Origin of the sequence: Dermacoccus abyssi (assembly GCF_003515945.1) — a bacterium.
Lineage (GTDB): Bacteria > Actinomycetota > Actinomycetes > Actinomycetales > Dermatophilaceae > Dermacoccus > Dermacoccus abyssi.
Map to the genome: position 1 here is coordinate 65,682 of NZ_QWLM01000006.1, position 25,847 is coordinate 91,528.

The window sequence follows — 25,847 nt, forward strand, 5'->3', positions numbered from 1 at the left end:
GTTCGCGCACGGGTAGCGACCTTTCGAGGAGTTGTCATGAGCGCTCAGGACTGGGCTTTCGAGACCAAGCAGATCCACGCCGGCCAAGTGCCGGACGGGGATACCGGATCGCGCGCGCTGCCGATCTACCAGACGACCTCGTTCGTCTTCGACTCCGCCGAGACCGCGGCCAACCGCTTCGGCCTGTCCGACCTCGGCCCCATCTACACCCGCATCGGCAACCCGACGTCGCAGGCCGTCGAGGAGCGCATCGCGGCGCTCGAGGGAGGCGTCGGTGCGCTGCTGCTGGCCTCCGGCCAGGCCGCGACGACGTTCGCCATCCTCAACGTCGCGCAGGCCGGCGACCACGTCGTCGCGTCGGCCGCGCTCTACGGCGGCACGTACAACCTGCTCAAGTACACGCTCAAGCGCCTCGGTGTGGAGACCACCTTCGTCGAAGACATCGGTGACCTCGACGCGTGGAAGAGCGCCATCCGCCCGAACACCAAGCTCCTGTTCGGCGAGACGCTGAGCAACCCCGACCAGAAGGTCCTCGACGTCGCGGGTGTTGCCGGTGTTGCCCACGACGCCGGCCTGCCGCTGTTCGTCGACAACACCGTCGCGACGCCGTACCTGCTGCGCCCGATCAAGCACGGCGCGGACGTCGTCATCCACTCGGCGACGAAGTACCTCGGCGGCCACGGCACGTCGATCGCCGGCGTGCTCGTGGACGCCGGAACGTTCGACTACGCCAAGGAGCCGGAGAAGTTCCCGCAGTTCAACGAGCCGAGCGAGAGCTACCACGGTCTCGTCTTCGCCCGCGATCTCGGCGTCGGTTCGGCGCTCGGCGCGAACCTCGCGTTCATCCTCAAGGCACGCGTCGAACTGCTGCGCGATCTCGGCTCCGCCGTGTCGCCGTTCAACGCGTTCCTCATCGCGCAGGGCCTCGAGACCCTGTCGCTGCGCGTCGAGCGTCACGTCGAGAACGCGAAGAAGGTCGTCGCGTACCTGAGCGAGCACGCGCAGGTCGAGAAGGTCTTCTACGCCTCGAAGGACGACAGCCCGTACAAGGAGCTGGCCGACCGCTACCTGCCCACCGGTTCCGGCGCGGTGTTCTCCTTCGAGATCGCCGGCGGCATCGACGCGGGCAAGGCGTTCGTCGACGCTCTCGAACTGCACTCGCACGTGGCCAACATCGGTGACGTGCGCTCGCTCGCCATCCACCCGGCGACGACGACGCACAGCCAGGGCAGTGACGACGACCGCCGCGGCGCCGGCGTCACGCCCGGCCTCGTGCGGCTGTCGGTCGGCATCGAGAACGCGAACGACATCATCGCCGACCTCGACAAGGGCTTCGCGGCCGCGAAGGCTGCCTCCGCCTGATCGCAGGCACCACCGGACAACGACGAAGCCGCCGCCCCAAAGTGGGGCGGCGGCTTCGTCGCTGTTCGGATCAAGCCTCGGAAGGTGCCTCGGCCGCCGTCGGCGACGTGTTGTTGCGCGAGGCGATGTACGCGGCGATCTCGGCCACGGCCTCGTCGACCGGCACACCGTTCTTCTGCGAGCCGTCGCGGTAGCGGAAGCTGACGGCTCCGTTGTCGCGGTCCTCCTCGCCGGCGATGAGGATGAACGGCGCCTTCGACTTCGAGGCGTTGCGGATCTTCTTCGGGAAGCGGTCGTCGCTCGTGTCCATCTCGACGCGCACGCCGGCCCGACGCAGCTTCTCGCCCACCTCGCCGAGGTAGTCGTAGTACTCCTCCGCGACCGGAACCCCGAGCACCTGGACCGGTGCGAGCCACGCCGGGAACTGTCCCGCGTAGTGCTCGACGAGCACACCGAGGAAGCGCTCGATCGAACCGAACTTCGCCGAGTGGATCATGACCGGCTGCTGACGCGTGCCGTCCTGAGCCTGGAACTCGAGGCCGAAGCGCTCGGGCATGTTGAAGTCGTACTGGATCGTCGACATCTGCCACGTACGGCCGATGGCGTCACGTGCCTGCACGGAGATCTTCGGGCCGTAGAAGGCTGCGCCGCCCGGGTCGGGCACGAGCTCGAGGCCCGAGGCGTTCGCGACGTCGGCGAGCACCTGCGTCGCGACCTCCCACTGCTCGTCGGTGCCGATGAACTTGTCCTTCTTGTCGCCGTCCTCGTCACGCGTCGACAGCTCGAGGTAGAAGTCGTTCAGCCCGAAGTCACGCAGCAGCCCGAGGATGAAGTCGAGCAGGTGCTTGATCTCGCCCGGCGCCTGCTCCGGCGTCACGTAGGAGTGGGAGTCGTCCTGGGTGATCATGCGCACGCGTGTGAGGCCCGAGAGAACGCCGGACTTCTCGTCGCGGTAGACCGTGCCGAACTCGAAGAAACGCAGCGGCAGCTCACGGTAGGAGCGTCCGCGCGAACGGAAGATCTCGTTGTGCATGGGGCAGTTCATCGCCTTGAGGCGGTACTTCTGCCCGTCGAGGTCGAGCGGCGGGAACATGCCGTCGGCGTAGTACGGCAGGTGACCCGAGGTGTAGAAGAGGTCTTCCTTCGACACGTGCGGCGTGCCGACGTAGCTGAAGCCCTCTTCGATGTGGCGACGGCGGACATAGTCCTCCATCTCCCGCTTGATGATGCCGCCCTTGGGGTGGAACACGGGCAGGCCGGGGCCGATGTTCTCGGGGAAGCTGAACAGGTCCATCTCCGCGCCCAGCTTGCGGTGGTCACGCTTCTCGGCCTCGGCGAGACGCTCGAGGTAGGCCTTGAGCTGGTCCTTCGTGGGCCACGCGGTGCCGTAGACGCGCTGCAGCTGGGGGTTCTTCTCGCTGCCGCGCCAGTAGGCGGCAGCCGAGCGCATGAGCTTGAACGCGTTGCCGAGCACCTTCGTCGACGGCACGTGCGGGCCGCGGCACAGGTCGCCCCAGGCGACGCTGCCGTCACGACGGACGTTGTCGTAGATCGTCAGTTGACCGCCGCCGACCTCGGCCTCTGCGCCCTCGGCGGCATCGGCCGCGTTGCCCTTGAGGCCGATGAGCTCGCACTTGTACGGCTCGTCCTTGAGCTCCTCGAGGCCCTCGGCGTCGGTGATGACGCGACGACGGAACGTCTGGCCCTCGTTGACGATCTTGAGCATTGCCTTCTCGAGCTTCTTGAGGTCGTCGGGGGTGAACGCCTCGGCCACGTCGAAGTCGTAGTAGAAACCGTCGGTGATCGGCGGACCGATGCCGAGCTTGGCGTCGGGGTTGGCCTGCTGCACGGCCTGGGCGAGCAGGTGTGCGGCGGAGTGACGCAGGACGGCGAGGCCCTCGGGCTCCTGCGCCGTGACGGGCTCGACGACAGCGCCGGCCGGCACCTCGCGGTGCAGGTCCCACAGGTCGCCGTCGACGCGCATGACGAGGACGGCCTTGTCGTCGCCGAACAGGTCCGTGCCCGTCGTCCCGGCCTCCACCTCGCGCTGGGCACCGGCGACGGTCAGGGTGATCTGTTCGGACACGGGAGGTCTCCTTGGAAGTCGGGATGGGGGCGCACCTGCGTCGACCCGATGCAAGGTTACCGGCTCCCCGAAGTGCCGGGCGAGCCGGTTTGCCGGGCGATCAGAGGTTGTTGACGATGACGGCGGCGAGGCCGCTCGCCACGAGGACCAGGACGACGAGGACCGCGACGAGGAACGCCGACATCCCGCCGCCGCTCGGCGCAGGTGCGGGACGCGGCGCCGCTCTGGCGCTGGCGACACGTGCCGGGGACGCCTGATGCGCGCGCGGCGGGGCACTGGGTCGGGCCGGCGCCGGTGCGGGGCGTCCGGAGCCGCCGGCCGCAGCACGACGGCGTTCCTTCTTGATGGCCGCGATCCACTCGCCCGCCGACGGCGGACGCTCGGCAGGGTCCTTGCGAAGCGCCCACCGGATGGCGGCGTCCACGCGCGGCGTCACCCCGTCGACGCGGCCGACGAGCGACGGCGCTTCGCGTGGCGGTGGGCCTGGCGCAGTTCCTCGAGTTCCCGCCCCGCGAAGGGCGGTTCGCCCGTGAGCGCGTAGTAGAGGACGCATCCGAGGGCGTAGACGTCCACCGCGGGCCCGTCCTCGGATGATGCGGTGAAGCGCTCGGGCGCCATGTAGGCCCACGACCCGAGAATCTGGGAACCGGCGGCTACCTTGTGGCGGTCGACGACGGCGATACCGAAGTCGGCGAGGTAGACGAATCCCTTGCGGTCGACGAGGAGGTTGGCGGGCTTCACGTCGCGGTGGACGACGCCGGCGGCGTGCGCGTCGTCGAGGGCCGAGGCGGCCTGCTCGACGATCTCGATGGCCGTACCGAGAGACGCCGGCCCGAACTGACGCACGACGCCCGAGAGGGAGTGCCCGTCGACGTAACGCATGTCGAGGTAGGCCTGGTCGTCGATCTCGCCGTAGTTGTGGATCGGCACGATGTGCGGCGAGTTCATACGCCCCACGAGGTCGGCCTCGCGGCGGAAGAGCTTGAGGTAGTCGGCCTCGTCGGCCTCCTGGTCGGCAATCACCTTGAGCGCGACGACACGGTCGTAGCGCGTGTCGCGGGCCCGCCAGACACGCCCCATGCCGCCCTGCCCGATGACGTCGAGCAGTTCGTACGGTCCTAGGTGTTGCACGCGGACACCTCCCCTTTCTCGCGGCGACGCCAACCTTACGGTCTCGTCCTGCTTCGCCTCGCGTGTACGCGCCGAACGCCGGGTCCCCCTCTACTTGCGGGTGACCCGGCGTTCGCTTCGACTCGTTCGCGGGTCAGTCGGTTCCGAACTCCATCGCCGCTTCGTCGAGGGCGATCGCCTCGGCGTCCGCGTTGGGGTTGGACGCGATCTGCTTCGCGCCGCCCGGCTCGAGCTGGCCGACGAGGTCGGTCTGCGCGCGGCCCAGGCCGCCCGAGGCGGCGTAGAACTCGAGCTTCTCGCGGGTGTCGGCGATGTCGAGGTTGCGCATCGTGAGCTGACCGATGCGGTCGACGGGACCGAACGCCGCGTTCTCGGTGCGCTCCATCGACAGCTTCTCCGGGTGGTAGCTGAAGTTCTCGCCGACGGTGTTGACGATGGAGTAGTCCTCACCGCGACGCAGGCGCAGCGTCACCTCACCGGTGACGGCGGTGGCGACCCAGCGCAGCAGACCCTCGCGGATCATGAGCGACTGCGGGTCGAACCAACGGCCTTCGTAGAGCAGGCGGCCGAGGCGACGACCGTCGTTGTGGTACGCAGCGATGGTGTCCTCGTTGTGCACGGCGTTGAGCAGTCGCTCGAAGGCCGTGAAGATGAGCGCCATGCCGGGAGCTTCGTAGATGCCGCGCGACTTGGCCTCGATGATGCGGTTCTCGATCTGGTCGCTCATACCGAGGCCATGACGACCACCGACGGCGTTGGCTTCCTGGAACAGCGCGACGACGTCGCCGCCGAAGTCGTCGCCGTTGATGGCGACGGGCAGGCCGCGTTCGAAGCGAACGGTGACGTCCTCGGTCTCGATCTCGACGGACGGATCCCAGTGGGCCACACCCATGATCGGCGAGACGATCTCCATCGACTCGTCGAGGTGCTCGAGGGTCTTGGCCTCATGCGTGGCGCCGAGGATGTTGGCGTCCGTGGAGTAGGCCTTCTCGGCCGAGTCGCGGTAGGGCAGACCGTGCTCGGTGAGCCACTCGGACATCTCCTGACGGCCACCGAGCTCGGTGACGAAGTCGGCGTCCAGCCACGGCTTGTAGATGCGCAGCCCCGGGTTCGCGAGCAGACCGTAGCGGTAGAAACGCTCGATGTCGTTGCCCTTGAAGGTGGAGCCGTCACCCCAGATGGAGACGCCGTCCTCCTGCATGGCGCGCACGAGGAGCGTGCCCGTCACGGCGCGGCCCAGCGGCGTCGTGTTGAAGTAGGTGCGACCGCCCGAGCGGATGTGGAAGGCACCGCACGCGATGGCGGCAAGACCCTCCTCGACGAGGGCCTTCTTGCAGTCGACGAGACGCGAGAGCTCGGCACCGTACTGCCCGGCGCGGCCGGGGATGCCCTCGATGTCGTCCTCGTCGTACTGGCCGAGGTCGGCCGTGTAGGTGCAGGGAACGGCGCCCTTGTCGCGCATCCACGCCACAGCGACGGACGTGTCGAGGCCACCGGAGAACGCGATGCCGACGCGCTCGCCGGTCGGCAGTGAAGTCAGAACCTTGGACATGCCGCCGACTCTATCGGCCCAACGACTAGTTATGCAAAGCGATCGCATACCTACTCATTCGCGCGTTCATGGGCGCGTTCCAGACTATCGGGGGCGCTGGCGCTTGCGGGCATGATGGGGGCATGGATACCGCTGCGGGACAGGCCGGAACGAGCTTCGACGCGGTCGTCCTCGTCGGCGGCCGCGGTTCGCGTCTCGGCGGCGTCGACAAGGCCGCTCTCGACCTCGGAGGGCACCCACTCGTCGACGCCTCGCTGAACGCTGCTCGGGGCGCGCGGACGCTCGTCGTCGTCGGTCGAACCTCGGCGCCACTCCCCTCACGCGCGGTCCTCACCCAGGAGGAACCGGCCGGATCGGGCCCCGCCGCCGGGTTCGCCCGAGGCCTGACATCGATTACCGACCCGGCCTCCTGGACACTGCTCCTGGGCTGCGACGTGCCGGGGGCTGGCGACGCGGTGCGTCGCCTGCTCAACGCCAGCGCCGCTGGTGGCGACGCTGATGGCGTCGCTGATGTTGACGGGTTCGTCCTCACCGACGCCGACGGGCGCGCGCAGTGGATGCTCGGGCTCTACCGGACAGCCTCGGTTCGGGTCGCCGTCGACGCTTCCGCCGCGACGAACCTCTCGATGCGCGCGCTGTTCGCCGGGCTCGATCTCGTCCTCGTACGTCCGGCAGGCCCGGAGTGGCACGACATCGACACGTGGGCCGACCACGCCGCGTGGACCGAACGCCTCGACCCGCAGCGGCCGGCCTGACTCCCGTCCCGATGTCGCGGCGGTCGCTTGGGCCGACTTTCCTGCGCTTGGGCCGACTCGGCCTCGGCCCAACCGCATCGAAGTCTGCCCACCGGGATGACGACAGTACGCTGACATCATGGTGACCATGAGCACCCACCCCGAGCAGTGGACCCGCTGGGTCGAGAAGGCCTGCACCGCGCTGGACCTCGACCCGGCAGATGTCGACATCGATCTCGTCCACGAGCTGTCGAAGAACGTCTCGCACGAGGTGACGCGGCCACTGGCGCCGGTCTCGAGCTACCTCCTCGGCATCGCCGTCGGGCGACGCCTCGAGCGGGGCGAGCCCGTGGACGCCGCGGCTCAGCGCGAAATCGCGGACCGCGTTCCGCTCACCGACTGACGTCGTGCGCTGATCGACTCAGCCGCCGATGGCATTCATCGGGCGTGGCGGCTGCAGGAAGCCTGGCTCGTTGATGCCGTGTCCGGGCAGCTTGCCTGCGAGGCACTCGTGGATCTTCGCGGTGATGTCGTCGTCGCTCGCGCCGGAGCGCAGGATGTCGCGCAGGTTCGTCTCCGTGCGCGAGAACAGGCACGAGCGCAGCTGGCCGTCGGAGGTGAGGCGCAGGCGGTCGCACGCCCCGCAGAACGGCATGGTGACGCTCGCGACGACGCCGACGCGGGCGGGTCCGCCGTCGACCTCGAACAGTTCGGCCGGTGCGGCACCGCGGCCAGGCACCTCCGTGAGCGTGTGGTGCGCGCGCAGGGCATCGAGGATCTCGGCGCCCGTGATCATTTCGGTGCGCGACCAGATGTGCCCGCCGTCGAGCGGCATCTGCTCGATGAAGCGCAGTTCGTAGCCTTCACGGATCGCCCACTCGAGCAGGTCGTTCGCTTCGTCGTCGTTCTCACCGCGCAGCAGCACGGTGTTGACCTTGATCGGCTCGAAACCGGTAGCGCGGGCGGCGTCGAGACCGGCCATGACGTCGTCGAAGCGGCCCCGACGGGTCATCGTCTTGAAGCGCTCCGGGTCGAGGGTGTCGAGGCTGACGTTGAGTCGCGCAAGTCCCGCTTCCCGAAGCGGTTCCGCGAGACGGGCAAGGCCGATGCCGTTCGTCGTCATCGAGATCTCGGGGTGCCCCTCCGGCCCCTCGAGTGCCGCGAGACCTTCGACGATGGCGACGATGTCGGGGCGCAGAAGCGGCTCTCCCCCGGTGAGCCGGATCTCGGCGATGCCGGCCTCCACCGCAACGCGCGCGATGGTGAGCATCTCCTCGAGGGTGAGCAGCGTCGGTTTCGGTGCGAGCGGCACACCGTCCGCCGGCATGCAGTAGGTGCAGCGCAGGTTGCACTTGTCCGTGAGCGAGATGCGCAGGTCGCGGTGGACGCGTCCGAAGGAATCGACCAGCCCGTGGGTCATGTCAGGCCCGACCAGACGTCGTCGCCGTCGGTGTTGTGCTGGTGCTTCCAGATCGGCAGGGAGCGCTTCACCTCTTCGACGAGTTCGTTGCACAGCGCGAACGCCAGGGCCCGGTGCGGTGACGACACCGCTGCGACGATCGCGATGTCCCCGACGCCGAGGCGTCCGACCCGGTGCGTGACGGCGATGCGGGCGACACCGTCAGGGTCGAGCCGCGCGGCTACGTCGGACGCGATGTGCGCCATCGTCTCGCTGGCGCTGGGGTGGGCCGAGTAGTCGAGGTGCGTGACCTCACCGTCGATCTGCGGGTCGTGGTTGCGGACCGCTCCGACGAAGCTCGCGGTGGCTCCCTGACGGGCGTCCTCGACGGCGTCGAGGTGGGCCTGCAGATCGAGCGGCGCGTCGACGACGTCGGCGATGAGGACCGGCATCAGCGCCCGCCCCCAGAGGTGCTCGAACGGTGACAGCGCATTGGTTCATGCTATCCCAGTCGGCTTGACGCCCGGTGTCCTCCACCTGGGTGAGCAATGGGTAACGAAAACGCGGAACCCAAGGGATTCCGCGTTTTCTGTGGTGGATGTAAAGGGACTCGAACCCCTGACCTCTCGCGTGTGAAGCGAACGCTCTAACCAACTGAGCTATACATCCGTGTGGTGCGCGGGAAACATTAGTCGAACTCCTGCCCGACACCAAACCGGCCACGGGCCGCTCAGCCCAGGCCGGGCACCTTCACGAGGAAGTCCTTGGCGAAGTCCGGGAACCAGCCCGGCACGCCGGACACGGCGAACATCGCCCAGAAGATCGCCAGCACGAGCGCAAACGTCAGAAGGGCCGCGATGGCCTTGGCCCACAAGCCCTTCTTCTCGAGCCAGTCCCACCAGGCCTCGACGGTGCCGCGCACCCACTTGAGCAGGTTCTGGGCCCACTCGAACTCACTCGCCCAGATACCCAGCCCGATGAAGATGATGACCCAGCCGGGCCCCGGGAACGGCAACAGGATGATGCCGATGAGGACGACGATGAGACCGAAGATGGCCACCGCCATCCGGTAGATCTGCGCGCTTCGAGGGTTGGCGCGGATGCGTCGTCGCCACTCCCAGCGATCGCGATCGCCTCCGTCGACGGGCGTCGCCCCGTGTGCCTGCTCCTCGTGCATGGCAAGGAAGCCTACGAGGCGCAGCGCCTTCGTGCACCTTGACCGGTGAACAGCGTGTCAGGAGAGGAGTTCGTCCTGACGCTCGGCGAACACCTCGGCAAGTCGTGCGCTGACGCGGCCCGGCGTGCCCTCCTCGCCCAACTGCCGTTCGTTGATGGCGTGAATCCCCTGCACGTTTCGCGTCGAGGACGTGAGGAACGCCTCATCGCATTCCGTGAGGACATCGAAGCTCAGCGGCTTTTCGACAATCTCGATTCCGGCCTCGCGGCCCCAGCGGATGGCGAGGTCACGGGTGATGCCTGCGAGGGGGCCGTCCTCGAGCGGCGGCGTGACGACGCGCTCCCCCAGTACGACGAAAATGTTGGAGCCCGTGCCCTCACACAGGTTCCCGAGGGTGTTCGCGAAGATCGCCTCGCTGCCACCGTTCTGCTTCGCGGCGGCCAGTGCGACGACGTTCTCGGCGTACGAGGTCGTCTTGAGTCCGGCGACCGCCGAGTTCTCGTTTCGCGTCCAACGCACGGTCGCAACCTTCGTCGTCGGCGCCGGGCGCGGTACGGCGGAAGCAGTGACGATGTGGGTCGGCGGGGCGTTGCCGCGGTCGGAACCGAGCGGCCCGACACCGCCCGTCACCGTGTAGCGCAGACGCCCGAAATCGATCTGGTCACCTTCGAGCACGGCGGCGATACCGTCGTCGACCTTGGCTCGGTCGAGCTTGGGCAGCCCCAGGCCGGCGAGCGAGCGGTCCATGCGGTCGTGGTGCATCTCCAGCGCGAAGACACGGCCGTTCTCCACCTTGGCGGTCTCGAAGACGCCGTCCCCGACCGTCACGCCGTGATCGATCGGCGAGATGGCGGCCCCGTCGTCGACGCGTCGACCTTCGACCCAGATTCGGACGCTCATGCATTCCTCCCAGTGTGTGGGCCATCAGCGATGCCCAACAGTCGACGTGCCTTAAGTTCGGTCTCGTGCCACTCGGTGCCGGGGTCGGAATCCCAGGTGATTCCCGCACCCGCACCGAACGACACTCCACCAGAGACTATCGGCCCGGAGGCCGATTCGTTTCGGTGTATTTCGCGACCGTTCTCGCGCCAAAACGTCCGGATTCCGACGGCGAGTTCAGCCTGCCCGGTTGTGCCGTCAACCCACCCGATCGCGCCGCAGTAGGGGCCGCGCGGGGCGGTCTCCAGTTCGGCGATGACGTCCAGCGCACTGCTCTTCGGAGCGCCCGAGACCGACCCTGGCGGGAAGGTGGCGTCGAAGACCTCGGGCCAGCGGACACCGTCGCGCATCTGCCCACGCACGGTCGACACGAGATGAACGAGCCCCGGGTGGTGCTGGGCCTCGAGCAGACCGTCGACGCTGACCGTTCCCGGCCCACAGACGCGCTGCAGATCGTTGCGCACGAGGTCGGTGATCATGATGTTCTCCGTGGCGTCCTTCGCGAGCATGCGCTCGAGCGTCGAGGCGGTGCCCTTGATCGGTGCCGACGTCAGCGCGCTCCCCTCGCGCGCCAGAAAGAGCTCGGGCGAGGCGCTTGCGATGTCGACGTGCCCCTCGACATCGACGCGGCACGCGTAGGGCGCCGGATTGTCGACGAGGAGATCCGCGAAGAGGTGATCGAGATCGTCGCGTTCGGCACCGTCTGCGCCGTCCCGCTCGAGAACACGGCAGAGATTGACCTGGTAAACGCGGCCCCGTGCGATGTCGTCCCGGATCGCAGCGACGCCGCGTTCGTAGGCCCCGCGGTCGAGGCTCGTGCGCCAGGCGCCTTGCGCCACCGTCGATGCCTGGTGATCGGGCTCATCGCTTCCCAGTCTCGCCTCGAGAGCCCCTGCCCACGCGCGATCTTCGTGGTGGACGACGTGACGCAACCGCGCCGCCGTGACCCGGCCCTCGAAGGTGACGACGAGCGCGTGGAACGCCGGCTCGTCGAGCGCGGCGAGGTCGTCGTGGACGGACTCCACACCCCACGCACTCACCGTGCGGAACAGGGCGCGTTCGCCGCGCGCCTGCTCGATACCGCCCATCACGCCGCAAGGCTAGAACATAGGAAAACACCCCCGGCGCTCGGCCGGGGGTGTTTCGAGGTGGTGGGCGATACTGGGTTTGAACCAGTGACCTCTTCCGTGTCAAGGAAGCGCGCTACCGCTGCGCCAATCGCCCGAGAACGGGATTGGAGCGGACAACCGGGCTCGAACCGGCGACCTCAACCTTGGCAAGGTTGCGCTCTACCAACTGAGCTATGTCCGCCTGTTTCCTCGACCTCGCGGTCTCGGCAACGACGAGAACGTTACCCGGTTCATCGATCGTTCACCAAATCGCGGATGTGCACAGCGCTCAGGCGGCTTCGCTCACTCCTCGACGACGTGGATCGCCGACTCCTCGGCGCTCTCGTCACCGCCGGCGTAACCCTCGTCGGACGCGACGAGGTCCTTCTCCTCGTCCTCTCGTTCGCCCTCGTCCGGGGCGACGAGGCGACCGGCCTCACGCGTGTCGGCCTGCTCCGAGACACCATCGGGGTTGCCGTACGCGGAGTCGGGGTCGACGTCCGGCGTTTCCTCGGCCAGGCGCTCGTCGAGGGTCTCGGTGCCGCCGTGGTCGGCCCAGCGGGGCTCCTTCTCGGGGGCCGCGATGCCGGCGTCGAGGGCCTCTTCGTACTCGCGGCCACTCATGTCGTCCGCGGCCGAAGCCTGATCGGCGAATTCGCTCAGCGTGCCTTCGTCTTCGTGGTTCGTCATGGGACCATCATGACAGGCGGATCCGGCGGCACGACGTGGGAGCCGGGGCCGAAACGCGAACGATCCCCGCAGCGGAAGGGCTGCGGGGATCGTCATCGAACTGGTGGGCGATACTGGGTTTGAACCAGTGACCTCTTCCGTGTCAAGGAAGCGCGCTACCGCTGCGCCAATCGCCCGAGGTGGAGACGGGATTTGAACCCGTGTAGACGGCTTTGCAGGCCGTTGCCTCGCCTCTCGGCCACTCCACCACGCGAGGAAATCTCGCACGTGTCCAAGAAGACACAGAGCGGACAACCGGGCTCGAACCGGCGACCTCAACCTTGGCAAGGTTGCGCTCTACCAACTGAGCTATGTCCGCCTGAAGCTTCGCGCAGTGCGCGTCGCAACGAGGTGAAACTGTAACCCATCCCTGTCGCGGGCGCCAACTTGTCGCAGGCACAGGGGGCCTCGGCCCAGGGCAGGCACCGCCGTGGGCACGAGATCGACTCGTCCACCGCCCGCACTCACCGGCAGCTCAGGCCGAGCGACGCTCCGCGTCGTCCTGCGTTTCAGTGCCTGCGGCCTCGTCATGGGCACCGTCGGCCGCCGTGAGCCGCGCGGGGGTTCGCTCCCCCTCGGGACGCACGTGGCTCGCGCCGAGGGAGTCGAGGTCCTCCTGGTCATACGGGCGATCGCTCGTCTCGAGGACGCGGGAGCGCACCTTGGCCACCTGCTCCTCGATGAGGCCCTTAGTACGCGCACGCACGCCCTTCGGCGCCGAGGCAACCGGCCACAGCCGCGCGACGGCCGAGTTGAGGGCCGCGCCGATGAGCACCGAGATCGCGAGGAAGTACAACCAGATGAGCACGATGATCGTCGCGGCGAGGGGCCCGTAGATCGAGATGCCGCCCACCGAAGCCGACAGCCAGTTACGCAGGAAGACCGAGATGACGACCCACGCGACGAGCGTGAAGGCGGCCCCGGGCAGGTCGCGCACCCACGGCGTCCGGATCGGCGTGGCGATGTAATAGAGCGTGGCGAAGGCCACGATCGTCAGGCCGCCGACCACCGGCCAGTACAGCGACAGAAGGAACAGGAAGCCCGGCGGCAGGAGGCGTCCGAGCAGGTCCGGGCCGAGCACGATGAGCGGCAACACGACACCCATGACGAGCAGCGCGCAGAAATAGAGGGCGACCGAGAGCATGCGCGTCCGCACGATGCCTCGCTCCCCGCCCTGGCCGTACATGATCGAGACGGTGTCGATGATGACGTTCACCATGCGCGAACCGGACCACAGCGAGATGAGGAACCCGATCGAGACGACATCGGGGCGGCCGCCGTCGAGGGCGTCCTGCAGGGTCGGCATGAGGACGTTCTGCAATGCCTCGCCCGACAGCACGCTCGCCATGGACGCCTCGATGGAGCCGGTGATCTCGTCGACCGTGCGCCCACCGAGCGCCTGACCGACGTAACCCATGACGCCGAGCAGCCCGTAGACGAGGGGCGGGAACGACAACAGGGCGAAGAAGCCGGCCTCCGAGGCGAGACCCGTCACGCGGTAGCGCATGCACTGTCGCACCGTGACGAGCACGAGGCGGATGAGTGCGTAGAGGCCCGGCACACGGCGGGCCCAGGTGCGAGCGAACGTGCGGAATCGGGAGGGCTCCTCCACGACCGGTTGCTCACTCACGCCGCAAAATTAGCGACCGAACGGCCCGAATTCGTGCTGCCACGCCCGAGCGTCCACCCGAAAGTAGTCGAATCGAGGGTTGTCCCCTGCTCGTGGTTAGGTAAAGCCCATGGATATCTGGCCGGGCAAGCCCTACCCCCTCGGTGCCACGTTCGACGGCACCGGCGTCAACTTCGCGATCTTCTCCGAGGTCGCGGAGAAAATGTACCTCTGCCTCATCGACGAAGATCTCAATGAGCAGCGCATCGAACTGTCGGAGGTCGACGGCCACGTCTGGCACGCCTACCTGCCCGGCGTTCAGCCCGGTCAGCGTTACGGCTACCGCGTCGAGGGCCCCTACTCCCCCGAGGACGGCCAGCGTTGCAACGTCAACAAGCTGCTGCTCGATCCCTACGCCAAGGCCATCGACGGCCAGATCGACGGCGACGAGTCGCTGTTCAGCTACTACTTCCTCTCACCGGAGAAGCGCAACGACGAGGACTCGCTCGGCCACACGATGTTGAGCGTCGTCATCAACCCGTACTTCGACTGGGGTCACGACCACCCGCCGCAGCACGAGTACCACGAGAGCGTCATCTACGAAGCCCACGTCAAGGGCCTGACGATGACGCACCCGGACGTGCCCGAGGAGATTCGTGGCACGTACGCCGCCATCGGTCACCCCGCGATCGTGGGCCATCTCGTCGACCTCGGCATCACGGCCATCGAGCTCATGCCCGTGCACCAGTTCGTGCAGGACACGACGCTGCAGGAGAAGGGCCTGACGAACTACTGGGGCTACAACACGATCGGCTTCCTCGCGCCGCACAACTCCTACTCGGCGTCGGGGTCACGCGGCCAGCAGGTCACCGAGTTCAAGGCGATGGTCAAGGCCCTGCACGAGGCCGGCATCGAGGTCATCCTCGACGTCGTGTACAACCACACCGCCGAGGGCAACGAGAACGGCCCGACGCTCGGCTTCCGCGGTCTCGACAACGAGGCGTACTACCGCCTCGTCGACGACAACAAGGCGCACTACTTCGACACCACCGGCACGGGTAACTCGCTGCTCATGCGCAGCCCGCACGTACTGCAGCTCATCATGGACTCGCTGCGCTACTGGGTGAACGAGATGCACGTCGACGGCTTCCGCTTCGACCTCGCCGCCACCCTTGCGCGTCAGTTCCACGAGGTCGACCGTCTGAGCGCGTTCTTCGACATCATCCAGCAGGACCCGGTGATCAGCCAGGTCAAGCTCATCGCCGAGCCGTGGGACGTCGGTGACGGCGGCTACCAGGTCGGCAACTTCCCGCCCCTGTGGACGGAGTGGAACGGCAAGTACCGCGACACCGTGCGCGACTACTGGCGCGGTGAACCGGGTTCACTCGGCGAGTTCGCGTCGCGCCTGACGGGTTCAAGCGACCTGTACGCCCACTCGGGTCGCCGCCCGATCGCGTCGATCAACTTCGTCACGGCGCACGACGGCTTCACCATGCGCGACCTCGTGTCGTACAACGAGAAGCACAACGACGCCAACGGTGAGGACAACAACGACGGCGAGAGCCACAACCGGTCCTGGAACTGCGGCGTCGAAGGCGAGACAGACGACGAAGGCGTGCTCGCGCTGCGCGAGCGTCAGATCCGCAACCACCTCACGACGCTGTTGCTCTCGCAGGGTGTGCCGATGGTGCTGCACGGCGACGAGCTCGGTCGGACCCAGAACGGCAACAACAACACGTACTGCCAGGACAACGAGATCTCCTGGATCGACTGGGATCTCGACGAGCGCGCTCACTCGTTGCTCGAGTTCACCAAGCAGCTCATCGCACTGCGTCGTACGCACCCGGCGTTCCAGCGCCGCCGGTTCTTCGCCGGCGAGGCGCAGCACGGCGGGCGCAGCGAATGGGGCGACATCGTGTGGTTCCGCGCGAGCGGCGAGGAAATGCAGGACGAGGATTGGACCTCCGGTGCCGGCACCCTCATGGTCTACCTCAACGGCGACGCCATCCACACGAACGACGCCAAGGGTCAGCCGGTCGTCGACGACCACTTCCTCATGTTCTTCAACCCCGGACACGAGGAAGCGGAGTTCACCATTCCCGACGTCGTGCGCGAGGCGGACTGGAGCTTCGCCATCACGAGTTCGCAGGACGACGAACAGGAGAACAGCGAGTGGAACGAGGGCGAGCAGGTGAAGCTGCCGGCGCGCACCGTCGCCGTGCTGCAGGCACCGCGCGAAGCCGAGTGAGCGTTCGCTCCTTGAGCTGAACGCGACGAAGGCCGTCACCGTCCACTTCGGACGGCGACGGCCTTTGTCGTTTCGGCGCTGACCGGTGTCCCACCCTCACAGCTGCGCGAGCGCGGCCTTCTGCTCCTCGACGTCGAACGTCGCTTCGGGCCACGTGAGGTCGAGCGAGCGCAGGTGCTCGAGGAGCAACTGCTGCACGGCCAGGCGCGCGTACCACTTGTTGTTCGCCGGAACGACGAACCAGGGCGCGATGTCCGTCGACGTGCGCTCGAGCACTGCCTGGTAGGCATCCTGGTACTCGGGCCAGTAGGCGCGTTCCTTGAGGTCGCCCGGGTTGAACTTGTAGAACTTCTCCGGGTTGTCGAGTCGCTCGGCCAGCCGCGCCTTCTGCTCGTCGGCATCGATGTGGAGCATCACCTTGATGATCGTCGTGTTCTTGGCGACGGTCGACTCCTCAAAGGCGTTGATCTGTCCGTAGCGGCGCATCCAGACCGGGCGCGAGACCAGGTCGTGGACACGCACGATGAGCACGTCCTCGTACTGGCTGCGGTCGAAGACGCCGATGTAGCCAGGCTTCGGCAGAGCGTTGCGGATGCGCCAGAGGAACGGGTGAGCCTGCTCCTCCTTCGTCGGTGCCTTGAACGACGTGAGCTCAACGCCCTGCGGGTCGATGCTGCCGATGACGTGGCGCATGATGCCGCCCTTGCCCGAGGTGTCCATGCCCTGAACGACGAGGAGGACGCTCCGACCGTCGGGGTGACGCTCACTGGCGTAGAGACGCTCTTGCAGGTCGGCGAGTTCCTCGCCGGTCTTGCGCATGAGCTTCTCGGCCTTCTTCTGGTCGCCGTCGAACGCGGGGGTGCTGCTCGCGTCGAGGTCGGCCAGGGAGAAGCCGGGCGTCACCTTGAGCGCCGAGGTGAAGTCGCTCAGCTGCGCCTTGTGCTTCTTCTTCGACTTGTCCTTGCCGACCTTCTTCGCGGCCTTGACTGCCTCGTCCTTCTTGGCCTTCTTCGCGGCTTCGGTGGCGGGCTTCGACGAGGCCTTCTTGGCGCTGCCCTTCTTCTTGGCAGGAGCCTTTTCGGCCTTCGCCTTGGCCTTCGCGGCCTTCTCCGATGCCTGCTCGGCGACCTTCTTCTTGTCGCTCGAGGTCAGTTCGTCGTCACGCTTCTTCGACTTCGTGTCGGCGTCGGCGTTGGCGGACGCCTTGTCCTTGTTCTTGCCCATGCTTGTCATCATCACAGAACGCGACGTGTCGCGCTACGGTTTGGCGCTCAACCGGCGTCATCTTCGTGCGGTGATTCGCCGACTCTCGATCGCGCGCAGAAGGCCTCGGCGTCCGTTGAGGTGGGCAGAGCCCCGGCTCGTCAGGCGAGGTAGTCGCGAACGACCGTCTCCCAGCGCTCCGGGTCGGTGTTCCACTCGCGCACGTGTCGCGCGACCTCCCAACGTTCCCAGCGCACGAGATCCGGGCGCGCCGCAGCGACAGCCGCGCTCGGCCCGTACGGCACGAACTCGTCGTTGACGGAGTGGATGACGAGCATCGGCTTGACGAGTTCGTCGGCGCGCTCGACCCAGTTCGTCAGCTTGATGTCGACGGCTTCGCTCACCCCGATGGTGTGCCGGCTCGTGCGGCTTCCGAGGAGGAACCCGGACAGGGTTGCGAGGCTCGGGTGCACCCGGTTGGCGCGCGCGTGGTGGAGCATGACATCGGCCCAGTCGAGCACCGGACCGTCGAGCACGACCTTGTGCACGAACGGCGCAAACTCGGAGCGCGCGAGGAACTGCATGGTGATGGCACCACCCATGGACCACCCGAGCAGATCGACGCTCGTGGCGCCGTGCGCGAGGGCGTACTGAACGGCGGTCTCGACGTCCTTCCACTCGGTGAGTCCGAGGCCGTAGCGCCCGTCGAGGCTCGGCGGCCCCTCGAAGTCGTTGCGGTAGCTCGTGACAACGCAGGTGATACCGAGGTCGTGAAGCACCGGTACGGCACGCAGGGTTTCGCCGCGACGCGCGCCACGCCCGTGGACGAGAACGGCCCAGCGTTGACCGTCCCCGGCGTGTGTCACCCATGCGGGCGCGGGCCCGTACTCCGTTTCGAGGACGACGTCCTCGGTCTCGATGCCGTAGGCGTCCTGGGGTGACCCGTCGACGTACCAGCCACTCCACCGGGCGCGCCCGGGTGCGAGGTCGCCGCGGGTGACCGAGTCGACGCGACGGATGATGTCGCCGTGCTCGGTCTCGCCGAGCACCTCGCCGATTCGGGCGTGACCGCGTTCGTTGTCCCAGAAGAGCCCATAGCGGCCCGGGGCGCGGGACTCGACGGTCGAGGCGAAGACCGCGGAGGTGACACGTCCGTCGCGTCCGTGTCTGACGGTGAGCACCGTTGCGTCATCCGGACGTTCGCGCTCCGGCGTGACGAGTTTGCGCGCGAAGAACGCGGCAACGGCCACGGACGCGAGCGAGGTCGTGGCAGCGAGGGAGCCACCGACGATCGCGCCGATGGCCAGGGAACGGCGAGCAGATGGACGTTGCACGTTCCCATCCTTTCACCGGCGCGCGAGAATGGTCGGCATGGATCTGCCTCTCGACCTCCCCGTCGCGCCGATGCTGGCCAAGGCGGCGACGCGCGTGCCCACCGACGCCGGCTACACGTACGAGCCCAAGTGGGACGGATTCCGTTGCATCGTGGCGCGGGACGGCGACGAGGTCGAGTTGCAGTCACGCGGCACGAAGTCGCTCACGCGCTACTTCCCCGAGGTGGTGGAGCACCTGCTCGGGGTTCTGCCGGAGCGGATCGTTCTCGACGCGGAGATCGTCGTGACGAGCGGCGAGCCGGGCGCGCAGCGCCTCAACTGGGACGCGCTCGGTCAGCGGATTCACCCTGCGGCCTCGCGCATCGAGAAGCTGTCCACCGAGACGCCCGCGCAGGTGATCGCTTTCGACCTGCTCGCACTGGGCGACGAGGATCTCACTGCCCTGCCCTACACCGAGCGCCGCGCACGGCTCGAGGCGGTGTTCGCCGACTTGCCGGACTCGGATTCGCTGTTCCTCACCCGCACGACCGACGACCCTGCCGAGGCGCAGCGTTGGTTCGAGGAGTTCGAGGGCGCCGGACTCGACGGCGTCGTGGCGAAGGCCGACGACGGTGCGTACGAGCAGAACAAGCGCACGATGATCAAGGTGAAGCACAAGCGCACTGCGGAGGCGGTGCTCGTGGGCTACCGCGTGCACAAGAGCGGGTCCGGCGTGGGGTCGCTGTTGCTCGGCCTCTACGCGGACGACGGCAAGCTCTACAACGTCGGAGGCATCAGCGCCTTCACCGCCAAGCGGCGCGAAGAACTCGTCGAGGAGTTGGAGCCGCTCGTCGTGCGCGACGAGGAGGGTGACGCGGTGACGGGTGAGACGGACCGTTCACGCTTCAGCGCGTCGAAGGACGTGTCGTTCGTCACGATACGTCCGGAACGCGTCGTCGAGGTGGCGTTCGATCAGTTGGAGGGCCACCGCTTCCGTCACGCCGTGTCGTTCCTGCGCTGGCGCCCGGACCGTGAGCCGGAGTCGTGCACGATGGAGCAGGTCGACCGCGCACCCGCGTATGACCTGGGACGGGTGCTGCGCTCGTCCTGACAGGCGACGCCGTCAGGCGCTGATGGCGACATCCTCGTCGACGAGGGGCGCCGGCGCCTTCTTGCCGAAGCGCTGCTGCGCGGCCTGCTTGCTGATGCCGAGGCTGGAGCCGATCTGCGACCAGGAGTCGCCCTTGGCGCGACGCTCGGCGACGACCCACTTGATGGTGTCGCTCATGAGGTTGTTGAGCATCGCGAGGCCCTCGAGCTCGTCCTTGGTGAACAGGTGCGTCTGCACCCGGAAGCCCTCCATGATGCGGGCGGCGGCCTCTTCGACGGACTTCTCGGAGATGCCGCGAAGCTCCTGCGGCAACGGCTTGCTGATCTTCGGCATCCGATGATGGTAGGAGCCCCGTCACGTAGATGTCAATTTGGCTTGACATGACGATCGGCTGATTCGCGCAGCTGGGCGGTGCCCGACGGGCCGCGCAACCGCGTTGGGCAGAGTTCCCTGCGGCTGGGCCGAGGCGGTCACTACTCAACCGCAGAAAACCCTGCCCAACAGTCGTGGCGCCGCATCAGGCGTCGGTGGTGGGCGCCTTCTTCGCGCGGCTCGGCTGGACGCGCGGGGGCTCGCCGGGCATCTTCGGGTAGTCGGGCGGGAAGGGCATCTCGGGCAGGCCGCGCTCGACGTCGGCGTCCCACAGCGCAATGGCGGCGGCCACGTCCCCGACGTGATCGTTCATCGACGCGCCGTCGGCCGGCTCCCAGGCGTCACCACGGTCGGCAACGATGCCCGGGACGGTTCGGACGGTGAAGTCGCTCGGCTTCACGTCTCGCAGCTCAGACCAGGCCACCGGCATCGACACCGGTGCTCCCGTGAGCGGCCGCGGCGAGTAGGCCGCGGCGATCGTCCGATCGCGGTTGGCCTGGTTGAAGTCGACGAAGACCTTCTCGCCGCGCAGCTCCTTCCACCATTCCGTCGTCACGAGATCGGGTAGGCGCCGCTCCAACTCGCGCGCGATGCCGATGACGCCATGGCGCACGTCGAGGAACTCGTGCGTCGGCGCGATGCGCGCGTACACGTGCACGCCCCGGTTACCGGACGTCTTGACGAAGGGGGTGAACCCTAGCGACTCCATGAGCTCCTTGAGTGCGAACGCCGCCTCGACGGCATCCGTGAAATCACGGCCCGGCTGGGGGTCGAGGTCGATGCGCAACTCGTCCGGGTTGTCGTTGTTGTCCGCCTTCACCGGCCACGGGTGGAACGTCACCGTGTTCATCTGCGCGCACCATGCGAGCATCGCCGGTTCGTCGAGCACGAGTTGCTCGTGGGCCCGCACGCTGGGGTAGGTGCACATCACCGAGCGCGCGTACGCAGGCGCACCCTTCGGCGGGTTCTTCGAGAAGAAGGGCTTCTCCCCCAGGCCCTTCGGGTAGCGCTCCAACGCGATGGGCCGGTCACCGCTCCATCGCAGGAACGGCTCCGCGACGGCGAGCAGGTACTCGACGACGTCGAGCTTGCTCACCCCGTCGTCGGGATAGACGAGGCGATCGGGACTCGAGACCTTGACCTTGCGGACCTCGTCGTCCGGTCCGGGAATCTCGAGGACGACGGCTGCAGCGCTCATGTTCGCCACCCTAAGCCGATGGTGAGCGGGCGCCGCGTCACCGATGCCGCGTTTCCCAGGCAACATCGGGAAGGTCTGGGCAGCGCCCGACGTTGGACTTTGCACCCCACCCGCGAAGGAGCGACATGAGCGACCTGCCCCGCACCATGAACGACACCACCGACGAGCAGTGGCGCGAGAAGCTGACGCCCGAGGAGTACGCCGTCCTGCGCCAGGGAGGCACCGAGCGTCCGTTCGTGGGCGAGTACACCGACACCGAGACGGCGGGCACGTATCGCTGCCGTGCCTGTGGCGCAACGCTGTTCACCAGCAAGGAGAAGTTCCACAGCCACTGCGGATGGCCGTCCTTCTACGCGCCCGAGGATGCCGAGAACGTCACGCTCCTCGAGGACCGCAGCATGGGGATGGTGCGTACCGAAGTGCGGTGCGCGAACTGCGACAGCCACCTCGGCCACGTCTTCCGCGGCGAGGGCTACCCGACGCCGACCGACGAGCGCTTCTGCATCAACTCGATCAGCATGACGCTGGAGCCCGCCGACGAGAACTGAACAACCACGACACATCGGGCCCCTCCACGTGCACAGTGGAGGGGCCCGATCTGTGTGGGCGAGCATGGTTCAGCCTTGTGCGCCCAACTCGTTCTTGCGGATCTTGCCCGTCGCAGTCATGGGCATCGCCTCGATGACGCGGATCTCGGGAACCTTGTAGGCAGCCAGGCGCTCAGCAGCGAACTCGCGCAGCCGGTCGGCATCGACCGCCTCGGTGACCGTGACGAACGCGACCGGGCGCTCCCCCGTCTCGTCGTCGGGCTTTGCAACGACGGCGCACGCTACGACGGCAGGATGAGCCGCCACCGCCATCTCGACCTCGGCCGGGAACACGCTCATCCCCTTGACCTTGATCATCTCCTTGTCGCGTCCGAGATAGTGCACGAAGCCCTCGTCGTCGATACGTCCGTTGTCGCCGGTGTGGAGCCATCCGTCGACGAGCTGACGCCGGGTGGCTTCCTCGTTGCGCCAGTAGCCACTCGTGACCGACGGGCTGCGGACGATGATCTCGCCCGTCTCGCCCACGGGCACCGGTGTCTGCGTGCCGAATTCGACGACGGCGATGTCGGTTCCCGGCACGGGCAGGCCGCAGAAAACGGGCTCGGCACGCAGGTCCATGTCGTCTGCGTGCAGCCCGTAGGGGCTCGTGTCCATCGTGTGCGTCTCGGTCATGCCGTAGGCGGCCTCACGAAGCACACCGCCGTCCGGGACGGCAGCCGTCCATGAGGCACGCACCTCAGGAGTCATCTTGCGAACGAACGAGACGGCCTGCGGATCGGTGAGCGACGACAGATCGCGCGCGCCGATGTCGTCGCGCGCCATGAGTTCGAGATAGTTCTCGACCGTGCCGACCATGACCTGGACGTGGTGCTCTTCAACGGCATCGAGCACGGCGTCGGCGTTCCACCGCGACAAGAGAACGCTCGTACCGCCGAAGACGACAGGGAGCAGGATGCCGAGATCCTCCCCGGCGATCCAGAAGATCGGCAGGTAGCACAACGCCGTGAAGTCACCGTGGGCATCGAGGCCGTTCGCCCGTGCGGTGCTCGCCGCTGTGTAGACCATGTCCCCCTGCGAGTGACAGCAACCCTTCGGCAGACCCGTCGTGCCACCGGTGTAGTTGAGCGCCGCGAGGGCATTCCACTCCCCTGCGTCATCATCCACGCGCGGCCCATCGGTCATCCGGGACGAGCCGTCGTCGACCACCACGACCTCGCACTCGTGCTCCACCTGCGCCGCACCGTCACGCGCCGGCTTCTCGGTGACCGACGACGTCACGATGATCCGTGCCCCGCTGTCGCGCAGCTCGTGGGCCACCTCGTGGACGCTGAACATCGGGTTCACCGGCACGTGCACCGCGCCGAGACGCAACACCGCGAGGAACGTGACGACGAATTCGTGTCGGTTGCCCAGGTGCACTGCAACTCGGTCACCCTTCGTTACGCCGTGCTCCCGAAGCCACCCGGCGACACGACGATGGGCGTCGTCGAGTTCGCGGTACGTCATCGTCGTCGGGCCGTCGACGAGGGCGACCCGATCCGGTCGCTCCCCCGCCCAGTGCTCAACGTGTGCGGGCAAGGTCACCCGACCGATCGGGTAGTCGACCTCGTCGCTCCACCCCGACCCGCGGTGGCGTGACTGCCGCGCCCTGACGTCGTCAAGGTAGGCCTCCAGTGTCATCGTGTTCTCCCCCATGTTGTGCTCCTTCACCAGGTGTCGATGTACGGCCGTGTCGAGCGCTCGCCCGGGAATCCGCCGATGAGCTGAGAAATGCGCTCACGGGTCTCGGCGGGGTGGATGATCTCGTCGATCTCGTCGAGGCGTGCCGCGTTGAGCGCCTTGCCCTGCTCGTACTGCTGCGCGACGAGTTCCTCGAACCGCTCCTCACGAGCCGCAGGGTCTTCTATGGCGCCCAGTTCCTTGGCGAAGCCGAGCCGCACCGCTCCTTCGAGTCCCATGGCGCCTATCTCCGCCGTCGGCCAGGCGAGCGTGGCCGACGTTCGCCGGAAGCCCCCGCACGCCATCGCCATCGCGCCGAGGCCGTAGCCCTTGCGGGTGATGACGACGATCGTCGGCACCGTGAGGCGCGCACCTGCGACGAACATCCGGCTCACGTGCCGTACCGTTCCCTCGCGCTCGGCGTCGGGGCCAACCATGAATCCCGGTGTGTCGCAGAGGGAGACAAGCGGGATGCCGTAGCCCTCGCACAACTGCATGAAGCGCGCGAACTTGTCGCCGGCCGCCGCGTCGATGGCCCCGCCGAGCACACCGCAGTCGTTGGCCATGACGGCACAGGTGCGTCCGCCGATCTGGACGAGCGCGGTGACAGCATTCGGCGCGAACTCGGGCCGCAATTCGAGGACGAAGCCGTCGTCGGCGAGCGTCTCGATGGCCGTGCGGATGTCGTAGACAAGCTTGCGGCGCTGGGGCACGAGCGTCGTCAGCACGTGTTGGTCGGGCGCCTCGCCCGTGCCAGGGAGTCCGGAGAGCAACCAGAGGTAGTCGCGCGCCGCTTCGACGGCCTGCGCGTCATCGTCGACGACAAGGTCGACGACACCGTTCGGCGCCTGGACGCTCATCGGCCCGACCTCGTCTGCCGCCACGCGGCCCAGTCCGCCACCCTCGATCATCGCGGGGCCCGCCATACCGATCGAGCTGTCGGCCGTCGCGATGATGATGTCGCACGTGCCCGCCATGGCCGCGTTGCCGGCAAAGCAGCGGCCGGTGACGACGGCGACCGTCGGGACGAGGCCGTTGAGCGCACCGAGCACCGCGAAGGTGCCGAGGTCGAGGCCCGTGGCGCTGACGAGCATCGCGTCGACGTCACCGGGACGCCCGCCGCCGCCCTCGGCGAAGAGCACGACCGGCAGTCGGCGCTCGCGCGCGACCTCGAGTGCGCGGTCGGTCTTCTTGTGGTTGAAGTACCCCTGCGTTCCGGCGAGAACGGTGTAGTCGTACCCGAGCACGACGCAGGTCAGCTCACCGCCGTCGACCGGTACCCGCGCCACACCCGTCACCATGCCGTCGGCGGGCGTCGACGCCTTGAGGTCGTCGAGGTCGCGGCGTGAGCGTTGAGCGGCGATCGTCGCCGAGCCGTACTCGTGGAACGTTCCGGCGCCCACGAAATCTCGAATGTTCTCGCGCACCGAGCGGTGGCCGGTGGCGGCGCGCTTGGCCATGGCCCCGGGGCGGGCCCCATCGGCGATCCGGGCGCGGTGCTCGTCGAGTTCAGCGGCGAGCGGGTTCTTCTCGGGCACACCGTCCCCTTCCACGTGTGTCACGTCACACACGCTAAAGGCTGAGCCATCCCCTCCACGTCGATCGCGAACAGCCGATTTTGTCGACGTTCGGCGTCACATACGACGCGCAACGTCTACAGAATCAGACATCGTCGTCAGGCGAAGGCGGCGCACAGGGACGCCGCTCCGGCGCGCCCCTCGTCGATCGCCTTCTCGTACGGCTCGCGCAGCATGAGCGCCATGGTTCCCGCGTACGTCACCATGAGGGCAGACGCCAACGCTTCGGCTCGTTCACCGGCAATCGGTGTGGCCGTCTCGAGCAGCCGGTCACGCAACAGCGCCGTCTCGAGGTCGAGGATCTCCCGCAGTTCCGGCGCCGGGTCGGGGAACGCCGCAGCCGTACCCGTGAAAGCGCACCAGCGCTCCGTCATCCGCTCGGACTGGTAGGTGCGCAACGCGTTCCACAGCGCGAGCACGCGCCCTGCGTCGTCCGGGGCTGCGGCGATCTCGTCGTCCCAGACCTGCTTCCACACCTCGTACCGACGATGCAGAGCCGCCGCGATGAGGCCTTCCTTGTTCCCGAAGTGCGAGTAGAGGCTGGGCGGCGACGCCCCCGCGGCCTTGAGGATCGTGTCGACGGGCGTGGCGAAGGCACCCTCGACGAACAACAGCGCGTCGGCAGCGTCGAGCAGGCGCTCGCGAACGGGTTTGCGGGGTTCCACGGCGCCAGAATATAACGTGCGTTATCGTTGGTCTAGAACGAGCGTTCATCACGACGATCAGTGAAG

The 25,847-nt window shown here is 67.6% G+C and carries 24 protein-coding genes and 6 tRNA genes; 6 read left to right on the plus strand and 24 right to left on the minus strand.

The genetic code is table 11. The features are described from left to right. Positions 1-36 precede the first annotated feature (36 nt). Positions 37-1,362, plus strand: a complete 1,326-nt coding sequence (locus tag D1832_RS06895; protein ID WP_118913210.1) for a bifunctional o-acetylhomoserine/o-acetylserine sulfhydrylase — start codon at positions 37-39, stop codon at positions 1,360-1,362. Positions 1,363-1,432: 70 nt separating this feature from the next. Here D1832_RS06895 and thrS read toward each other — a convergent pair whose 3' ends face one another. The 4 genes from thrS to argG form a co-directional block, all read right to left on the minus strand. Then, positions 1,433-3,448, minus strand: coding sequence for a threonine--tRNA ligase (thrS, locus tag D1832_RS06900; protein ID WP_118913211.1), 2,016 nt, complete (start codon positions 3,446-3,448; stop codon positions 1,433-1,435). Positions 3,449-3,548: 100 nt separating this feature from the next. Then, a complete protein-coding gene (locus D1832_RS06905; RefSeq protein WP_118913212.1) occupies positions 3,549-3,884 on the minus strand; it encodes a serine/threonine-protein kinase in 336 nt (111 codons plus the stop codon). Beyond that, on the minus strand, positions 3,881-4,579 hold the full coding sequence (locus D1832_RS06910) for a serine/threonine-protein kinase (protein WP_118913213.1): 699 nt from the start codon (positions 4,577-4,579) through the stop codon (positions 3,881-3,883). The genes D1832_RS06905 and D1832_RS06910 overlap by 4 nt, the downstream gene beginning before the upstream one ends. A 133-nt stretch (positions 4,580-4,712) precedes the next feature. Next, positions 4,713-6,131 carry an argininosuccinate synthase gene (gene argG, locus D1832_RS06915; RefSeq protein WP_047311556.1) on the minus strand — a complete coding sequence of 473 codons (1,419 nt, stop codon included), beginning with the start codon at positions 6,129-6,131 and terminating at the stop codon, positions 4,713-4,715. Between the two features lie 122 nt (positions 6,132-6,253). On the opposite strand from argG, the gene mobA reads away from it, so the two are divergent. Continuing rightward, positions 6,254-6,886, plus strand: a complete 633-nt coding sequence (mobA, locus tag D1832_RS06920) for a molybdenum cofactor guanylyltransferase (RefSeq protein ID WP_182434702.1) — start codon at positions 6,254-6,256, stop codon at positions 6,884-6,886. Positions 6,887-7,004: 118 nt separating this feature from the next. Further along, positions 7,005-7,268, plus strand: a complete 264-nt coding sequence (locus D1832_RS06925; protein WP_206609366.1) for a DUF6457 domain-containing protein — start codon at positions 7,005-7,007, stop codon at positions 7,266-7,268. Positions 7,269-7,286: 18 nt separating this feature from the next. On the opposite strand, the gene moaA is transcribed toward D1832_RS06925, so the two are convergent. The 13 genes from moaA to D1832_RS06990 all read right to left on the minus strand — a co-directional run bounded on the left by moaA (position 7,287) and on the right by D1832_RS06990 (position 13,848). Beyond that, a complete protein-coding gene (moaA, locus tag D1832_RS06930; protein WP_118913215.1) occupies positions 7,287-8,285 on the minus strand; it encodes a GTP 3',8-cyclase MoaA in 999 nt (332 codons plus the stop codon). After that, positions 8,282-8,716: a molybdenum cofactor biosynthesis protein MoaE gene (locus D1832_RS06935; protein WP_118913216.1), complete on the minus strand. Its 435-nt coding sequence runs from the start codon at positions 8,714-8,716 to the stop codon at positions 8,282-8,284. The genes moaA and D1832_RS06935 overlap by 4 nt, the downstream gene beginning before the upstream one ends. A gap of 140 nt (positions 8,717-8,856) precedes the next feature. Further along, positions 8,857-8,933 (minus strand) — tRNA-Val (locus D1832_RS06940). Positions 8,934-8,994: 61 nt separating this feature from the next. Beyond that, entirely contained in the window at positions 8,995-9,441 is a 447-nt protein-coding gene (locus D1832_RS06945) for a TIGR02611 family protein (protein ID WP_118913217.1), read from the minus strand. A gap of 57 nt (positions 9,442-9,498) precedes the next feature. Beyond that, complete coding sequence (locus tag D1832_RS06950) at positions 9,499-10,341, minus strand: aminotransferase class IV (RefSeq protein WP_118913218.1); 843 nt, start codon at positions 10,339-10,341, stop codon at positions 9,499-9,501. Next, the gene (locus D1832_RS06955) at positions 10,338-11,468 is read right to left on the minus strand and encodes a chorismate-binding protein (protein ID WP_118913219.1); all 1,131 of its coding nucleotides are present in this window, start codon (positions 11,466-11,468) and stop codon (positions 10,338-10,340) included. Before D1832_RS06955 ends, D1832_RS06950 begins: the two co-directional genes overlap by 4 nt. Before the next feature lie 61 nt (positions 11,469-11,529). Next, positions 11,530-11,604: transfer RNA gene (locus D1832_RS06960), tRNA-Val, on the minus strand. An 11-nt stretch (positions 11,605-11,615) separates the two neighbouring features. Continuing rightward, positions 11,616-11,691 (minus strand) — tRNA-Gly (locus D1832_RS06965). A 101-nt stretch (positions 11,692-11,792) separates the two neighbouring features. Beyond that, positions 11,793-12,179: a DUF5709 domain-containing protein gene (locus tag D1832_RS06970; protein WP_118913220.1), complete on the minus strand. Its 387-nt coding sequence runs from the start codon at positions 12,177-12,179 to the stop codon at positions 11,793-11,795. Positions 12,180-12,280: 101 nt separating this feature from the next. Next, positions 12,281-12,355 (minus strand) — tRNA-Val (locus D1832_RS06975). Position 12,356: 1 nt separating this feature from the next. Next, positions 12,357-12,427: transfer RNA gene (locus D1832_RS06980), tRNA-Cys, on the minus strand. Between the two features lie 37 nt (positions 12,428-12,464). After that, positions 12,465-12,537: transfer RNA gene (locus tag D1832_RS06985), tRNA-Gly, on the minus strand. A gap of 156 nt (positions 12,538-12,693) precedes the next feature. After that, on the minus strand, positions 12,694-13,848 hold the full coding sequence (locus D1832_RS06990) for a YihY/virulence factor BrkB family protein (protein WP_118913221.1): 1,155 nt from the start codon (positions 13,846-13,848) through the stop codon (positions 12,694-12,696). A gap of 109 nt (positions 13,849-13,957) precedes the next feature. Here D1832_RS06990 and glgX point away from each other — a divergent pair, with 109 nt between their 5' ends. Next, complete coding sequence (glgX, locus tag D1832_RS06995) at positions 13,958-16,075, plus strand: glycogen debranching protein GlgX (protein ID WP_118913222.1); 2,118 nt, start codon at positions 13,958-13,960, stop codon at positions 16,073-16,075. 96 nt (positions 16,076-16,171) lie between these two features. On the opposite strand, the gene D1832_RS07000 is transcribed toward glgX, so the two are convergent. After that, positions 16,172-17,299, minus strand: a complete 1,128-nt coding sequence (locus tag D1832_RS07000) for a PPK2 family polyphosphate kinase (protein WP_118913223.1) — start codon at positions 17,297-17,299, stop codon at positions 16,172-16,174. 140 nt (positions 17,300-17,439) lie between these two features. Next, on the minus strand, positions 17,440-18,612 hold the full coding sequence (locus tag D1832_RS07005; RefSeq protein WP_118913224.1) for an alpha/beta hydrolase: 1,173 nt from the start codon (positions 18,610-18,612) through the stop codon (positions 17,440-17,442). Between the two features lie 37 nt (positions 18,613-18,649). Here D1832_RS07005 and D1832_RS07010 point away from each other — a divergent pair, with 37 nt between their 5' ends. Next, positions 18,650-19,702: an ATP-dependent DNA ligase gene (locus D1832_RS07010; protein WP_118913273.1), complete on the plus strand. Its 1,053-nt coding sequence runs from the start codon at positions 18,650-18,652 to the stop codon at positions 19,700-19,702. Between the two features lie 12 nt (positions 19,703-19,714). Here the strand turns inward: D1832_RS07010 and D1832_RS07015 are convergent, their stop codons facing one another. After that, positions 19,715-20,035 carry a hypothetical protein gene (locus D1832_RS07015; RefSeq protein WP_118913225.1) on the minus strand — a complete coding sequence of 107 codons (321 nt, stop codon included), beginning with the start codon at positions 20,033-20,035 and terminating at the stop codon, positions 19,715-19,717. 184 nt (positions 20,036-20,219) lie between these two features. After that, entirely contained in the window at positions 20,220-21,272 is a 1,053-nt protein-coding gene (gene ligD / locus D1832_RS07020; RefSeq protein WP_118913274.1) for a non-homologous end-joining DNA ligase, read from the minus strand. Positions 21,273-21,397: 125 nt separating this feature from the next. On the opposite strand from ligD, the gene msrB reads away from it, so the two are divergent. After that, a complete protein-coding gene (gene msrB / locus D1832_RS07025) occupies positions 21,398-21,820 on the plus strand; it encodes a peptide-methionine (R)-S-oxide reductase MsrB (protein WP_047311545.1) in 423 nt (140 codons plus the stop codon). A 69-nt stretch (positions 21,821-21,889) separates the two neighbouring features. On the opposite strand, the gene D1832_RS07030 is transcribed toward msrB, so the two are convergent. From D1832_RS07030 to D1832_RS07040, 3 genes are all read right to left on the minus strand, one after another. Beyond that, positions 21,890-23,515, minus strand: a complete 1,626-nt coding sequence (locus D1832_RS07030; protein WP_241510905.1) for an AMP-binding protein — start codon at positions 23,513-23,515, stop codon at positions 21,890-21,892. Positions 23,516-23,526: 11 nt separating this feature from the next. Next, the gene (locus tag D1832_RS07035; RefSeq protein ID WP_206609367.1) at positions 23,527-25,101 is read right to left on the minus strand and encodes an acyl-CoA carboxylase subunit beta; all 1,575 of its coding nucleotides are present in this window, start codon (positions 25,099-25,101) and stop codon (positions 23,527-23,529) included. Positions 25,102-25,214: 113 nt separating this feature from the next. Further along, positions 25,215-25,781, minus strand: coding sequence for a TetR/AcrR family transcriptional regulator (locus tag D1832_RS07040; protein WP_118913226.1), 567 nt, complete (start codon positions 25,779-25,781; stop codon positions 25,215-25,217). Positions 25,782-25,847 lie beyond the last annotated feature (66 nt).